The organism is Pseudosporangium ferrugineum, from assembly GCF_003002065.1.
Classification (GTDB): domain Bacteria; phylum Actinomycetota; class Actinomycetes; order Mycobacteriales; family Micromonosporaceae; genus Actinoplanes; species Actinoplanes ferrugineus_A.
The window spans coordinates 216872-232362 of sequence record NZ_PVZG01000008.1; the positions used below are offsets into that span (position 1 = coordinate 216872).

General features: G+C 72.1%; 10 protein-coding genes and 1 tRNA gene. All 11 read right to left on the minus strand.

Annotated elements, in window-relative coordinates; translation table 11 throughout:
- Positions 1–57 precede the first annotated feature (57 nt).
- The 11 genes from glmU to CLV70_RS18930 all read right to left on the minus strand — a co-directional run bounded on the left by glmU (position 58) and on the right by CLV70_RS18930 (position 15486).
- Entirely contained in the window at positions 58–1503 is a 1446-nt protein-coding gene (gene glmU / locus CLV70_RS18880; protein WP_106127957.1) for a bifunctional UDP-N-acetylglucosamine diphosphorylase/glucosamine-1-phosphate N-acetyltransferase GlmU, read from the minus strand.
- Positions 1504–1570: 67 nt separating this feature from the next.
- Positions 1571–1641 (minus strand) — tRNA-Gln (locus CLV70_RS18885).
- Positions 1642–1678: 37 nt separating this feature from the next.
- Positions 1679–2554, minus strand: coding sequence for a helix-turn-helix domain-containing protein (locus CLV70_RS18890; protein ID WP_245908315.1), 876 nt, complete (start codon positions 2552–2554; stop codon positions 1679–1681).
- 33 nt (positions 2555–2587) lie between these two features.
- The gene (locus CLV70_RS18895; protein ID WP_158277783.1) at positions 2588–3619 is read right to left on the minus strand and encodes an extracellular catalytic domain type 1 short-chain-length polyhydroxyalkanoate depolymerase; all 1032 of its coding nucleotides are present in this window, start codon (positions 3617–3619) and stop codon (positions 2588–2590) included.
- Positions 3620–3715: 96 nt separating this feature from the next.
- The gene (locus CLV70_RS18900) at positions 3716–5440 is read right to left on the minus strand and encodes a hypothetical protein (RefSeq protein WP_106127837.1); all 1725 of its coding nucleotides are present in this window, start codon (positions 5438–5440) and stop codon (positions 3716–3718) included.
- 115 nt (positions 5441–5555) lie between these two features.
- Positions 5556–7253, minus strand: a complete 1698-nt coding sequence (locus CLV70_RS18905; protein ID WP_245908316.1) for a hypothetical protein — start codon at positions 7251–7253, stop codon at positions 5556–5558.
- 14 nt (positions 7254–7267) lie between these two features.
- Complete coding sequence (locus CLV70_RS18910) at positions 7268–8887, minus strand: hypothetical protein (protein WP_146164095.1); 1620 nt, start codon at positions 8885–8887, stop codon at positions 7268–7270.
- On the minus strand, positions 8884–9825 hold the full coding sequence (locus CLV70_RS18915; RefSeq protein WP_106127839.1) for a sulfotransferase family protein: 942 nt from the start codon (positions 9823–9825) through the stop codon (positions 8884–8886). Before CLV70_RS18915 ends, CLV70_RS18910 begins: the two co-directional genes overlap by 4 nt.
- A gap of 8 nt (positions 9826–9833) precedes the next feature.
- Complete coding sequence (locus CLV70_RS18920) at positions 9834–10604, minus strand: alpha/beta fold hydrolase (protein ID WP_106127840.1); 771 nt, start codon at positions 10602–10604, stop codon at positions 9834–9836.
- On the minus strand, positions 10601–10897 hold the full coding sequence (locus tag CLV70_RS18925; RefSeq protein ID WP_170148633.1) for an acyl carrier protein: 297 nt from the start codon (positions 10895–10897) through the stop codon (positions 10601–10603). The genes CLV70_RS18920 and CLV70_RS18925 overlap by 4 nt, the downstream gene beginning before the upstream one ends.
- Positions 10898–10908: 11 nt before the next feature.
- The gene (locus CLV70_RS18930) at positions 10909–15486 is read right to left on the minus strand and encodes a type I polyketide synthase (protein WP_106127841.1); all 4578 of its coding nucleotides are present in this window, start codon (positions 15484–15486) and stop codon (positions 10909–10911) included.
- Between the last annotated feature and the right edge of the window lie 5 nt (positions 15487–15491).

Consider the following 15491-nt stretch of genomic DNA (forward strand, 5'->3'; position numbering starts at 1 on the left):
CCGGGTCGTGGGATGCCTCACCCCAGCTTGCGCCACAGGCGACTCGCTGCCTAGGTGCTACTCCGCGGTCCCTCCGGACGCCCCCGCCGCCTTCTCCGCCGCGTCCGCCGACACCGTGCCCGGCCGCTTCCGGGCCGTCCAGCCCTCCACGTTGCGCTGCGGGGCCCGGGTGACGCCCAGGTTCCCGGCCGGCACGTCCTTGGCGACGGCGCTGCCCGCGGCCACGTACGCGCCCGGGCCGATCTCCACCGGCGCGATCAGCACGGTGTCGCTGCCCACGAACGCCGCCTCGCCGACCGTCGTGTGGCTCTTCCGGACGCCGTCGTAGTTGGCGAAGATCGTGCCGGCGCCGATGTTCGACCTCGGGCCGATCGTCGCGTCGCCCACGTACGACAGGTGCGGCACCTTGGCGCCCGCGCCCAGCTCGGCGTTCTTCGTCTCGACGAACCCGCCGACCTTCGACTTGCGGCCGAGCCGGGTGCCGGGCCGCAGGTACGAGTAGGGGCCCACGGTCGCGTCCGGCCCGATCTGCGCCCCGATCGAGTGCGAGCGCAGCACGGTGGCACACTCCGCGACCACGGTGTCCACCAGCGTGGTGTCCGGGCCGATCACCGCGCCGGTCGCCACCGCCGTCCCGCCCTGGAGCTGGCAGTTCTGGTCGATCACGGCGTCCGGCTCGAGCGTCACCGTCACGTCGATCCAGGTCGTCGCCGGGTCGAGGATCGAGACGCCGGCCCGCATCCACGCCGTGTTGACCCGGTCCCGCAGCAGGCCGCGCAGCCGCGCCAGCTCGGCCCGGTCGTTGCAGCCGAGGGTCTCCTGCGCGTCCGCGGCCACGTGCACGCCGACCGGGTGCCCGACCGCCGCGAGGATGCCGAAGACGTCGGTGAGGTATTCCTCGCCCTGGTCGTTGTCGGTGGACAGCTTCCCGAGCGCCTCCCGCAGCAGGGCGGCGTCGAAGACGTAGATGCCGGCGTTGATCTCCCGGATCGCCCGGACCTCGGCGGAGGCGTCCCGCTCCTCGACGATCCGCTCGAGGTTGCCGTCGGCGCCCCGCACGATCCGGCCCAGGCCGGTGGGGTCGGCCACCTCGGCCGCCAGCACGGTCGCGCCCTTGCGGCCCGACTCGTGCGCGGCGATCAGCGCCTCGACGGTCTCCGGCCGCAGCAGCGGCACGTCGGCGTTGAGCACCACGACGGTGCCGGTCGCCTCCGGAATGGCGTCGAGCGCGATGCGTACGGCGTGACCGGTCCCGTTCTGCTGCGCCTGGACCACCGGGGTGGCGCCGGGGGCTATCTCGGCCAGGTGGGCGCGCACCTGGTCGGCCTTGTGCCCGACGACCACGACGGTGCGGGACGCCCGCGCGGCCTCGGCGGCGTGCAGCACGTGGCCGAGCAGCGTCCGCCCGAGCAGCGGGTGCAGCATCTTGGGCGTCGCGGACTTCATCCGCTTGCCTTCACCGGCGGCGAGGACGACGACGGTACGACTCGGGGCCTGGCTCACGCGGGACTCCATTGTTCGCAGTGTGGCAGTGAGTGAACGCGGCGCCAACTCAGCCGCAGACAGGAAGCTCCCGGGAGAGGATTCGAACCCCTATAGATGGCACCAAAAGCCACAGTCCTACCATTAGACGACCCGGGAGGGCAAAGCGGACAAAACTCTAGGCTCTGTTCGCGGCTCACATACTAGCGTCTCCCTCGCCTCCGGTTGCGGACGCGATGCCTCGCATCATGCCCTCCGTGCGCCAGTAGAGCTCCCGCGACTTCGGAACCTCGACAATCAGGCAGCCGCGATAAGCATCTCCGACGTGGTGGCGGACCGTGGACGGATTGTGCGTCTTGAGCGTGGGGGGCCGGAAAAGCTCGAACGGCACCCCGACCACCTCGGCCCACCAGCGACCGGCCACCTCCGCGTCGGCCGACTGGTGGATGCTGACCCGGCACTTCAGATTCCGGCGGTCCACGCCCATCAGCTCCGCGAAGCGGATGAACAGCTGGATCAGACACGGATCGCTGTTGATGAACATGGCATGGCAGTTGTTCGGGCGCCAAGGCTTGGCCTTGGCGCCCTCGCACCAGTAGGCGACGGCGCCGAGGAGCTTGACCTCGCGGTCCGAGAGCTCGCCCACCCACGCCGCCTCCGCGGCGTTGGTGGCGGCCCGCTCGGCGTCGCGCTTCTGGCGCAGCGGCTCCCAGCGGGTCTCCGAAATGCGGCGGGAGTGCTCGCTGCGGCGCTCCCGGGCCCGCTCCGAGCTCTCGTCGAGCGGGAGGTGCCGGACCCAGAGGTACGCCGTCGACTTGGCGACGCCGAGCTTGGTGGCGATGTCGGGGACCGTGTGGCCGTCCCGCCGGAGGGCGACGGCCTCGGCGCGGAGGTCGTCCTTGGCGTTGGGCCGGCGGGTCCATTCGGGGGTGGGTTCGTTCCAGAGCCAGGCCGCCATGGTGTCGCGGCCGACGCCGAAGTGGGTGCGAAGTTGAGCCAGGGACATCCGGGTTTCCGCGCGCAGCCGGCGAGCTTCCGCCACACGCGGATCACCCTCGAAGGGTGTCTGCATGTAGGTACATTACTGCGTGCGTACAGGACTATGTCAATGCTTGGGGTGTGCCTTCAGGAAGGTCCAGATGGTCGCGGTCGCGTTCAGCGCGGTGGACGGCGGGTCGAGGTGGAACAGGCGCTGGGCGACCGGGGCCTGCCGGGAGCCGGGCCACTGGTGACCGGCGCCCGCGATGGAGATCAGCTCCACCGCCCGGCCGTCCGGGCAGGTCGCCACCGAGGTCGTCACCGGGCCCGACTTGGTGGTGGTCGGCGGCGCGCATCTGTCGGTCCGGCGCCACGTGTCGATGAGGGACGGCACGGACGGCCCGTCGATCTTCACCGGGAGGCGTCCCTTGCCGTCGTTGCTGCGGCGGCCGGGGCCTCCGGCGTACGGAATGGTGGGGTCGCTCTCGCCGTGGATGTGGATGATCGAGAGCGGGGCCGGCCGGTCACACTCGTTGATCATCGTGCCGGCCACCGGGGCGATGGCGGCGAAGATGTCGGTGTCGCAGGCGAGGCGGTAGGCGAGCAGCGCGCCGTTGGAGATGCCGGTCGCGTAGATCCGGCGGGGGTCGGTGCCGGGCACCGCGGCCACCAGCTTGGTGATGAAGCCCACGTCGTTCACGTTCTCGCGGGCCGCCACGCCGCAGCAGTCGCGGCTGGCGTTCCAGGTGCGGTTGACCCCGTCCGGGTACGCGACCACGAAGCCGCCCTTGTCGGCCTCGGCGTCCCAGCCGTACGACTGCTCGGCCTGCCGGCCGGTGCCGACCGCGCCGTGCAGGACGACCACGAGCGGCGCGCCGGCCTTCGCGGAGGCGGGGCGGTACAGCAGATAGGTGCGTTTGCGGCCGTCGACGGTGAGCGAGGCACTCGACTTGCCCGCCGGCAGCGTGGCGTTCGGCGCGGGGGCCTCGCCGGTCGTTCCGGGCGTCCCGGCCGAACCGGGCGTCCCGGTGCCGGCACCGGTCGAGGAGGAAGAGGAAGAATCCGGAGTGGGTTCGGGCCGGGGCGCGGGACGGTCACGTCCGGTGCAGCCCGCGAGCAGCAGCAGCGACACGGCGGCAAGGGCGATCGGGCGCTTCATGACACCACCATCCATCGAGGATGTTCGAGGAACGTATGGGGCGGGTCAGAACAATGAGCGGGCCTCCCGGACGGGAGGCCCGCTCAGCAAGCAGGGTCAGCGCTTGTTCATCTCGAGGAGCTCGTAACCGCCCTCGGGCTTGTTGTCGGTCTGGTTGGTCCGCAGGTTCATCGGGTTCGCCATGCCGATGTAGAGCCCGCCCTTACCGTTCGGGATCATGTTGCGGATGCCGTAGTTGAGGTAGTTGCCCAGGCCACGGACGTTGACGGGCTGGGCCGGCGTGTTCGAGTCGGTGAACATGTAGAGGTCGCCGCCGAACTTCGACGGGTCGATCAGCGGCGTGTGCCAGTTGTCCGGGTCGGCGAGCGCCTTCTTGGCCCGCCTGTTCACGGGCGCCTGCGGGGCCGCGCCGGCGAGCAGGTCCTTGACCAGGTAGCTCCAGTCCATGGTGCCGACGAAGAGCTTGTTGTCGACCACGGTCATGCGCCACGTGTAGTTGTTGAACAGGTAGCCGAAGCCGGACTTGCCGTACAGGGGCGTGAAGTTGGTGCTCTTGTCCGACCAGGTGGAGGTGGCCGGGTCCCAGGCGGGCAGCGTCTTCTCGCCGTACACGAGCTCGATCTTCTGGGTCGGCAGGCCCAGGTCCTTGGCGCGCCAGATGCTGATCGCGCGCTGGGTCTTGACGGCCTGGTCCTTGGCGGCCTGGTCGGTCGCGGGCGGGTAGACGGTGGCGTGCACCGTGCTGGACTTCATCGGGACGTGCATCGTGCCCCAGTAGACGTAGCCGTCGAACGCGGCGATGCCGCCGCCGCCGTAGGTGGCCGAGATGACCCGGTCGGGCTCGTACTGGCGGGCGTTCCAGACCTGCTTCCAGCCGGCCTTGTCCTCGTCGTTGAGGCCGGGCTGGCCGTCGGCGAGCGGCGGGCTGATCCAGAGGCCGGCGAGCATCTGCTGGGTGGTGGGCTGCTCGGCGGGCCAGCTGGTGGCGGCGATGCGGCCGTCGTAGACGGTCAGGTCGGCGGCCTGCACGGGCAGGCTGGCGACGGTGGTGAAGTCGAACGGCCGGGTGGTGTCGCCGTTCCAGCGCCAGACCGCGCCGCCGGCGGAGCCGTTGCGGCCGATGCCGACGCCGAGGTAGAGGGCACCGTCGGCGACGAGGAAGGTCCGGATGTTGCCGTAGTCCGGGAAGTTGATCGAGCCGAGGTACTTCTGGGTGGTGGCGTCGAACGCGAACATGTTGAGCGTGTTCTCGAGTGCCGGGCCGCCGAGCAGGACCACGTTGCCCATGGTGCCGGCGGCGCGCAGGCCGATGGTGTGCGCCAGGCGGGTGGCGTCGTCCGGCGACTTCGCGCGGATCTCGGCGCTCTTGTTGACCTTGCGGCCGGTGGCGGTGTCGTACGTCCACACCTCGGGCGCGCGCATGTCGCCGAGGTAGTCCGGGATCGCGGCGTCGGCGGCGCGGCTCTGGCTCTGGCCGTACTCGCAGGTCCAGTTGTCGTTGGCGGTCGGCACGACGTAGTCGAGGGTGGCGCCGCTGACGAGGCAGTGCACGTTGGCGCCGGTGCCGAACCAGATGGTCTTGCCGACCTGGGTGAGGCCCCAGACGTAGGCCTGGTTGACCTTCGGCTTGCCGGTCTTGCACGGCGGGCCGGCCGGGTACGCCTCGCCGACGGCGACGAAGCACTCGTCCGGCTTGGCCTTGGCGAGCAGGTTGAACTTGTACGACGGGCGCGCCGGCGCCGCGGCGGCGGGCGAGAGGGCGCTACCGGCGGCGACGAGCGCCACCGCCCCCGCCGCCAGCAGCCTTCTTATATTGATCATGATGAATTCCTTCCGGAGACGCAACGAGCGCCCGCCGCGGGGATCCGCTGGGGCGCGCGAGGGGGTGGAGCGGGCGGGTGGCGCCGTGGGATGCGCCGCCCGCCCACGCTTGCGGTTACGTGCCGGGGGCGGTGAGCCTGATCAGCTCCCAGCCGCCCTCGGGGACGTCGTCGGTGGGATCGGTACGCAGGTTCATCGGGTTGGCCATGCCGAGGTACAGGTCCGGACCGTCCGGGATCATGGTGCGGACCCCGTAGTTCAGGTAGTTGCCGACGCCGGTGGTGCTGACCGGCTGAGCCTTGTCCGAGATGGACGGGAACATCCACAGGTCGCCACCGTATACAGCGGGATCAATAGGCGCGAACCCGAGGTCGGCGATCCGGAGGCCGGGATCCTGCGCCACGATGTCCTGGACGATGTAGCTCCAGTCCATCGTGCCCACGTAGAGCCGGCCGCCGGCCACGGCCATGCGCCACGTGTAGTTGTTGAGCGGGTTGTCGAAGCCGGACTTGCCGTACAGCGGGGTCCAGCCGGTCGGCACCGAGGCCCACGTCGCTGTCGCCGGGTCGTACGCGGGCAGCGCCGTCGCCCCGTACAGCAGCTCGATGCGCTGCGTCGGCAGGCCGAGGTCCCGGCCCCGCCACACGCTGACCGCCCGCTGGGTGCCGGCGATCTGGGCCTGCTTCGCCTCGTCGGTCTGCTGCGGATAGACCTGCTGGTGCACCTTGGTGGCCTTGAGCGGCACGTGCATGGTGCCCCAGTAGAGCCAGCCGCCGAAGGACGCCACGCCCCCGCCGCCGTACGTCGCGGCGACCACCCGGTCCGGCTCGTACTGGCGCGCGTGCCACACCTGGGTCCAGCCCGCGGCGTCCTCCGGGTTGAGGCCCGGCTCCCCGTCGGCGAGGGCGGGACTGAGCCAGACCCCGGCGAGCTGCGCCGGGGAGGACGGCTGGCTGGCCGGCCAGCTCGTCGCCGCGATCCGCCCGTCGTGGTATGCGAGATCCGCCGCCTGCACCGGCAGGCTCGCCACGATCTCGAAGGCGAACGGGTTCTTGCGGCTGCCGATCCAGCGCAGCACGCCGCCGCCGGTGCCGCCGTTCGGGCCGATCCCCACGCCCAGATACATCGCGTCCTCGGCGACGAGAAAGGTGCGGATGTTGCCGTACTCGGGCAGGTTGACCGAGCCCAGGAAGCGTTCGGTGCGAGCGTCGAACGCGAACAGGTTGAGCGAGTTGTTCAGCGCCGGGCCACCGAGGAGCACCACGCCGTCGAGATTGCCGGCCGCGCGCAGGCCGATCGTGGTCCGCAGCCGCTCGGCGTCGTCGGGGCTCTTCGCCCGGATCTCCCCGCTCTTGTCCACCTTCCGGCCGGTCTTCGTGTGGTACAGCCACACCTCCGGGGGCCGCTGGTCGCCGAGCTCCGCGGGCCACTCGGGGTCGCTGCGGACGATCTGGCTCTCCGCGTACTCGCAGACGTAGTCGCTGTTGACCACCGGGGTCAAGCTGTCCAGGGTGGCGCCGCTGACCAGGCAGTGCACGTTGGCGCCGGTGCCGAACCAGAGGTCGGTGCCCACCTTCGTCAGACCCCACACGTACGCCTGACTCACCTTCTCCTGCCCCTGCGCGCACGGCGGCCCGGCCGGATAGGGCAGGCCGATGCCGTCGAAGCACTCGTCGGGCGCCGCCTTGGCCAGCAGCGTGAAGGCGTACGCATCGTCGGCGGCCACGGCGGCCACGGCGGGGACGGCAGAGCCGGCCAGGGCGAGCAGGACGGCCAGGCCGGCCGTGCCCATTCTGCGCAGGGAAGGTCTCACGGACGCGGGTCCTCTCAGGACGCGGATCTGTCGAGCCGGAGGAGTTCCCAGCCGCCCTCGGGGACGGAGTCGGCCGGGTCGGTACGCAGGTTCATCGGGTTGGCCATGCCGAGGTACAGATCGTCACCGTCGGCGACCATCGTGCGGACCCCGTAGTTGAGGTGGTTGCCGAGGCCGCGGGTGTCGACGGCTTCGGCGGGCGAGTCGGCGGACGGGAACGTCCACAGGTCGGCACCCCAGCCGGCGGGGTCGGTCGGCGGCGCCTGGTCGCTGACGTCCTGGACGATGTAGCTCCAGTCCATCGTCCCTACATAGAGACGATCGCCCGCTACGGCCATCCGCCACGTGTAGTTGTTGAAGCTGTTGCCGAAACCCGACCTGCCGTACCGCGGGGACCAGCCGGTCGGCACGGCCGCCCAGGTGGCGGTCTCCGGGTTGTACGCGGGCAGCGCCGACTCGCCGTACAGCAGCTCGATCTGCTGGTCCGGGGTGCCGAGGTTGCGTCCGCGCCAGATGCTCGCGGCGCGCTGCGTCGCCCGGATCTGGGTGCGCTTCGCCTCGTCGGTCGACTGCGGGTACGCCTTCTGGTGCACCTTGGTCGCCTTCAGCGGCACGTGCATGGTGCCCCAGTAGAGCCAGCCGCCGTACGCCGCGACGCCGCCCACCCCGTACGTCTCGGCGATCAGCGGATCCGGCTCGTAGCCGCCGGCGTTCCACACCTGCGTCCACTCCCCGCCGTTCAACGGCAGCGGCGGGCTGCGCCACACGCCGCCGAGCTGGGCGTCGGTGGTGGGCCGCAGCGTCGACCACGTCGTCGCGTAGATCCGGCCGTCCTGATAGGCCAGGTCCGCCGCCTGCGCCGGCAGCGTGGCGACCTGCTCGAAGAGGAACGGGGCGAGCCGGTTGCCGCGCCAGCGCAGCACCGCGCCGCCGAGGGACCCGTCGGGCCCGATGCCGGCGCCGAGGTAGAGATCGCCGGCGGCGGCCAGGAACGTGCGGGCGTTGCCGTAGCGGGCGAGCGTCCGGGAGCCGAGGAACTTGCGGGTCACCGCGTCGAAGGCGAAGACGTTGAGGGTGCTGGTCAGCGTCGGCCCGGCGAGCAGGACCACGCCGTTCAGCGTGCCCGCCGAGCGCAGCCCGAGCGTGCTGCGCAGCCTGCGGGCGTCCGCCTCGGAGGCGCCGGTGATCTCGGCGGACCGGTTCGTGAGGCTGCCGTCGGCCGCGTCGTAGAGCCACACCTGCGGCGGCCGGACGTCACCCAGCGCATCCGGCACCGCCGCGTGCTCGCGCGCCACCTGGCTCTCGCCGAATTCGCAGACGTAGTCGGCGTTCACCACCGGGTTCGCGTCGGCCAGACTGGAACCGCTGGTCAGGCACTGCGTGTTGGCGCCGGTGCCGAACCAGACCTGCTTGCCGACCCGGGCCAGGCCCCAGACGTACGCCTGGTTGACCTTCGCCTGCCCCTGGGCGCACGGCGGCCCGGCCGGGTACGGCCGGCCGATCCCGGCGAAGCACTCGTCCGGCGCCGCCTTGCCCAGCAGCTCGAAGGTGTACGTGTCCGCCGCGCGTACCGGCGCGACCGCCGACCCCGCCGCCAGCACCGCGGCGGCCGCTAAACCCGCTAAGGCACTCATGCCGGCACCGCGACGGGTTCCGGCCGGCGCACGCGGTGGGCGACCGAACCGGCCCAGCCGGCCGGGTCGGCGAAGCCGAGGAACGCGGCGAGCTTGGTCAGCTCGGCGACCGGCTCCCGGACCAGGTCCTCGTACGCCATCTCGTGCAGCTGCGCCGGCCGCCGGTCGATCAGCGCCTGCTCGGCCTGGCTGCTCATGAACGCGCACAGGCCCATGAACCGCTTACCGTCGCCACCCCGCTCGTGCAGGACGTCGGGGGTCAGGTTCTCCGGCAGCAGGGGACGCAGCTCCTCCGGCACCTCCTGATCCGGCGTCACGCCGAACGGGTCGATGCCGTAGCGGCCGATCGACTCGATCCGCATCTGCACCAGCTGGAACAACGAGTGCTTGCTCATCGACTTGGCGCTCGGCGCCCAATCGCGGGTCAGGTGCACGATCTTCGCCGTCGGGAAGTTCGTCAGCAGCGCCGGCGTCACCTGGCTGGACCCGCCGGACCGCTCCACCCAGCGCTTCTTGCCGGTCAGCTCGGTCAGCAGGTCCAGGAACGCCTGGTGATGCGCGCCGACCGGCTGCGTCGGGAAGTCCCGCACCAGCGGCGCGAGCCGGTCGAAGAGCGCGTCCGGGTCGTCGGTGAGCTTCGCCAGGGTGATCGCCAGGATGCGCGGCAGCTTCACCAGGTCGCCGGCGTAGCGGCCGGACTCCGGGTAGCGGACCTCCTTGGGCGGCAGGCCGATGCGGAACAGCACCTTCAGCTCCGGCTTCGGGCTGCTCAGCACGTCCCAGTACTGCGGGCCGGTGATGATCTCGCTGCTGCGGTTCCACGGGGCGACCAGCATGAAGAATTCCTGGGCCGACAGCGTCTCCGGTTCCTCGTGGATGAGGTCCGAGAGCAGGGTGGAACCACAGCGGCCGTTGCTGATGATGATGGCGCGGTCCATGGGATCTCCTAGTGCACGCGGGTGGTGAGCCAGGGCAGCACCTCGGCGCGGACCTGGGCGGGAGCCTTGATGAGGAGGGTGTGCTTCTGCCCGGGCACGACGACGTGCCGGGACTGCGGCACGAGCCGCGCGGTCTCGCCGGCGAGCTCCTGGACCGCCGACTCGCCGCCGTACAGGCACAGGACCGGGCAGGTGATCGCCGAGAACGTCGCGGGATCGGGCAGGGCGCTGGCGGGCAGCTGCTCGCGGAGGTCGGTCTCGGCCAGCAGAGCCGACGCGTCCCGGAACCGCCGGGCGGTCAGCGGGCGGCTGTTCACCACCGCGTCGGCGTCGGCGAGCGTCTCCGCCGCGGTGGCCAGCCGCCGCGCCATCCGGGCGAACCAGGTGGCGGTCGGCGGCGCGGACTCGATGGTGAGGATGCCGGCTACCCGGTCCGGGTGGCGGGCCGCGTACGTGAACGCGACCGTGCCGCCGAACGAGTTGCCGAACAGGTGCACCGGCTCGTCGACGTCCCAGTGCGCGAGCAGCGCCGCCAGGTCGTCGACGAAGTCGTCCAGCCGGTAGCCGGTGGCCGGGCGGACGCTACGGCCGTGGCCGCGCAGGTCGTACAACAGCACCCGCATCCCGGCCTCGGCCAGCGGATGGGCCAGCGTCAGGAACCAGCTGGCCATGCTGTCCGACGTCATGCCGTGGATGAGCACGACGGTGCCGCGCCGGTCCCCGACCGGCGCGACCTCCTCGACGTGCACCTCGATGCCGTTGGCCCGGACCATGCTCATGAGCCGGCCGGCACCTTCTCCAGCGAGTCCGCGATGTAGTCGACGAGCTGGCCGACGCGCAGCTCCCCCACCGACTCGACGTCGAGGCCGGAGGCGAAGAGCGCGAAGTTCACCGCGTTGCCGTAGCGGGCCTGGAGGCGGCCCGCGAGCGACACCACGTCGATGCTCTCCATGCCGAGGTCGTCGCGGAAGGTGGTGTCCATGGTGACCTCGGCGTCGTCGCCGAAGTCGCCCAGCACCGTACGCAGCATCGAGGACACATCGGCGAGGATGGCGGTCTGGTCGGAGGGCATGGCGGTGCTCCTTAGTTGTCGGCGGAAGTGGTCCAGGCGACGACGTAGCGCCGCGGGGGAAGCTCCGGCGGGTTCTCGATCTCCTGCCAGGCGACCCGGATGACCCGGTCGCCGACGGTGACGGTGCCGTCGGCGAGGGAGACGTCGAACCGGCGGGGCGCGCCGTCGAGCCCCGTACCGAGTGCCTTGCCCGCGGCCTCCTTGGCGGCCCAGAGCCGGGCGAAGCTGCGGTCGTCGGTGAGCTGGGCCCGTTCGGCCTCGGTGAGGGCGTACCGGACGGTGGACTCGTCGCGGGGTGCGATCTCGACCACGTCGATGCCCACCTCGGCGCCGGCCGGGCCGGCGATCGCCACCCCGGTCTCGCCCGTGTGCGCGATCGACACGGCGCATTCCACCAGGCCGCGGCCCGGGCGCAGCTCGACGTACGGCCTGCCGCTCGGCTCGTTGCGCACGGTCAGCTCGATCGGGTAGACGTCCGTGTGCCCGGCGTCCCACTGCCGGAACCGGACGGCGTCCTTCGCCGCGATCCGGCCCAGCATCCACGGGTTGCGCTTGGCGGCGGGCATCCGCTCGTACTCGGCCGCGGCCTCGCCGCCGAGGATGCCCCGCGCCGCCATGCCGCGGGTGACCAGGTCGGTCCACGCGTCGAAGGCGACCGTCCAGCCGCCCTCGCGGAGCTGCGACATCGGGTACTTCTCCGGGAACCGCTCGCAGGCGCGGGCGGTCGGGTGGCTGTCGAACCGCCGGTCCGTGGCGCCGTCGATCTGCGCCCACACCCGGCCGTTCACCGATAGCTGGGTGTCGGCGATCAGCTCGCCGTCGGTGATCTCGCGGACCCGGGCGACACACTCGAACGCGGTGCCGGGCGCGGGCGCCGGTCCGTAGAACTTGATGTGCCGCAGGCCGACCGGCAGCGCCACGGTGCGGAACGGCTGCGTGGTGATCAGCCAGTTGCCGATGAGCTGCAACGCGTTGTCCAGCAACGCGCCCGGCGGCTTCGGCGCGGTGACCACGCCGCGCACGTGCATGTCGCCGAGGGCGTGCACGGTGGTGACGCCCTGGAACAGCGGGCCGTGGAACATGAGGCGTTCCGCGTACATCTGCTCCGCGCTGGTCGTCGGCGGGAACTCCGTCGCGGGGTCCTGCGTCCAGGGACGCTCGGCCGGCTCCGGATACGCCGCCGCCAGCTCCACGGTGGACCTGGCGTACCCGCCGAAGACGACGGTGACCACGTTCGGCCCGGCGCGCTTGACGGTGATCTCGACCTTCTGCGGCGGCGCCGCGATCAGCCACCGATGGAACTTCGCGTCGCGCACGGCGACGGCCTTGAGCCCGGGCACGGCCTGCTCGGCGGCGTCCATCATGTGCTGCACCACGGTCGTCGCGGGCACCACCGGCCAGCGGTCCTCGACCCGGGGCCAGTCGTCGGGCTGCACGAAGAAGCAGTGGTCCCGCAGGTAGGGCATCGTCTCCACGGAGACGTCGAGGGTCGTTCTGAGGAGGATCTCCTCCGCTGCCTTCCTCTGTACGGCTACCGGGCCCCGCGGCACCACGGATCCGTGCCCAGCGGTTACCGGCGGCGGTGCCGCTACGGGACTCGCCGGCGGCGGGGTGGCGGCTCGCTGCCGCGGCACGGCGGGTGGCACCGCCGGGGCGGCGGGCCGCTGCCGCGGCACGGCGGGTGCGGTCCGGGCGGCGCTCATGACCGTGACCGCGTCGCTCGCGGTCTCCTGGAGCAGCGCGGCCAGCTCCGCGGCGGCCTTCGAGGTGCCCGCCATGCGGCTCAGCGCCGACAGGGCGGACGCGTGCGCCTCCGCATTCCCGCCCGCGACCGGTGCGGGGGCCGCCGCGGGTGCGGGGGCCGCCGGGGCGGTCGCCGCCGGGGCGGGAGCCGCCTTCCGGGCGTTGCCGAGGCCGAGCAGCTGGTCGGCGCCCTCGCCGAGCTTGACCAGCGGCCCACCCAGGTCCAGCTTGACGGCCGGTCCCTTACGGGCGGACGGCTCCGCCACCGTGTTCACCTTCGGGGCGGCCGGCCCGCTCCGCGCGGGCTCCAGCACCGCCAGGTCCGGGTCACCGCCGTCGACCCAGAGCGCGGTCGCCACCCGACGCAGCTGCGCCAGGCCGTCGCGCCGGGACACGTTGGCCGGCATCGCCAGGTGCTCGCGGTCGCGCAGGTTGTCGTCGATGAGCGAGGCGAGCTGGCCCGCGCCCATCTGCAGGAAGACGCGGACGCCGTCGTCGTACATGGCGTTGACCGTGCGGCGGAACCAGACCGGCTCGATCATGTGCCGGATGAAGAGCTGGTTGACCTCGTCCGGATCGGTGGGGAACGGCGCGGAGATCGTGCCGGACCAGACCGGCACCTCGGTCGGGTGCACCTCCCAGCGCCCCAGCGCCGCGCCGATCGCCTGCAACCCCTCGGCGAAGACGGGCGTGTGGAACGCCGAGCGGAACGGCAGCAGCTGGCACAGGATCGTGCGCGAGCGCAGATCGTCGACCAGGCGCTGGACCTGCTCCCGCGGGCCGTTGACCACGCACTGGTTCGGCGCGTTGTCGTGTGACAGCACCACGCCCGGATAGTCGCCGAGCAGCGGCGTCACCGTCTCCATCGGCGCGCTGACCGCCGCGAACGCGTAGCCCGACACCTCGACGCTGTCGGCGTCGAAGAGCCCGAGGAACGCGTCGACGCCCTGGGTGCTCATCTGGCCGGTCACCGCCGCCGCGGTCCACTCGCCGATGCTGTGGCCGGCGACGGCGTCCGGGCGTACGCCCATCCGCCGCACCGCCGCGTCCAGCAGCTTGCCGACCTCGACCAGGCCGGTGCCGTGATGGCCGAGATCCTCGGCCGTCCACTCCCGATGCGGCCACCCGAAGTGCGCGGCGATGTCCGCCGTACGCGGCGCGAACTCCGCCTCGACGCCGGGGAAGACGAACGCCAGCTTGCCGCCGCCGGGCCCGAGCAGCGGGCGCGGGGTGAACCAGACGTCCCGGCCACCGCGCCACGGCTCGCCCCGGGCGACCATCTTGCGGGCGATGCCCAGCCGCTGATCGGTGGGGTCGACGAGACCGAGCCGCACCGGCCCGCCCGTCGTGCTCCGGGGCAGGTCACGCACGTCGCCGCGGTCCAGCAGCCCGGTCATCTCCTCGACCGAGGACGCGGCCAGCCAGACGATGCGCTCCGGCTCGGCCACCACCACGGGCGCGGCGTGGGCGTGCTGCTCGACGATGACGTGGGCGTTGATGCCGCCGAAGCCGAAGGCGTTCACCGCGGCCCGGCGCGGCCCGGCGCCCTGCCACGGCTGGGCGGCCGAGATCGGCTGGAAGCGGGTCCGGGCCATCTCGGCCCGCGGCTTGGTGACGTTGAGGGTCGGCGGGAGCACCCCGTGGTAGACCGCGAGGGTGGCCTTGATCAGGCCGGCCACCCCGGCCGCGGGCATCGCGTGGCCGATCATCGACTTCACCGAGCCGATGACCGGCTTCTCGCCGCCGGCGTGCGGGCCGAACACCTCGGCCACCGTGGTCAGCTCGGCGGCGTCCCCGGTCGGGGTGGCCGTGCCGTGCGCCTCGAGCAGCCCCAGCGCGTCCGGGGCGGTCGGGTCCAGGCCGGCCATCTCCCACGCGCGCCGGATCGCAAGCGTCTGGCCCGAGCTGGCCGGGTTGAACATGCTGGCCGAGCGGCCGTCGCTGGAGGTGCCGCTGCCGCGGATGACCGCGTACACCCGGTCGCCGTCGCGCTCGGCGTCGGCCAGGCGCTTGAGCACGACCATGCCGGTGCCCTCGCCGATCAGCACGCCGTCGGCGTCGGCGTCGAACGGGCGGATCTCGCCCTTGCGGCTGAGCGCCTGGAGCTGGCTGAACACCGACCAGAAACTGATGTCGTGTACGTGGTGCACGCCGCCCGCCAGCACCGCGTCCAGCCGGCCCTGGGCCAGTTCGGTCATGCCCTGGTCGACGGCGATCAGCGAGGACGCGCACGCCGCGTCGATCGTGTACGCCGGCCCGCGCAGGTTCAGCCGGTTCGCCACCCGGGACGCGGCCAGGTTCGGCACGAGACCGATCGTGCCCTCGGGCTGGTGCTTGCCCAGCCGCTCGTCGATCCGGTCCCGCAGCAGGCCGAGCCGGTCCTCACCGAGGTCGGGCATGAGCTCGCGCAGCAGGCTGATGACCTGGCTGGCCATGCGCACGCGGTTGGCGTACCGGGACGCGGCCGGGTTGAGCAGGCCGCCGCGGCCCAGGATCACGCCGACCCGGTCGGCGTCCGGCATCTTCGCCGGGCCGCCCGCGTCGGCGATGGCGGCGGCGGCCACCTCGAGCGCGATCAGCTGATCGGGCTCGATGTCGCCGACCGAGTTGGGCATGATGCCGAACTTCAGCGGCTCGAACATCGCCTGGTCGAGGAAGCCGCCGCGGCGGGTGTAGAGCCGGTCGGGCCGGTGCGCGTTGTCCGGGTCGTAGAACAACGCGTCGAACCGGTCCTCCGGCACGTCGCTGATCATGTCCTTGCCGTTGACCAGGTTCTGCCAGTACTGGTCGAGGGTGGCGGCACCCGGGAAGACCGCCGCCATCCCCACGATCGCGATCTGCTCCATGCCGC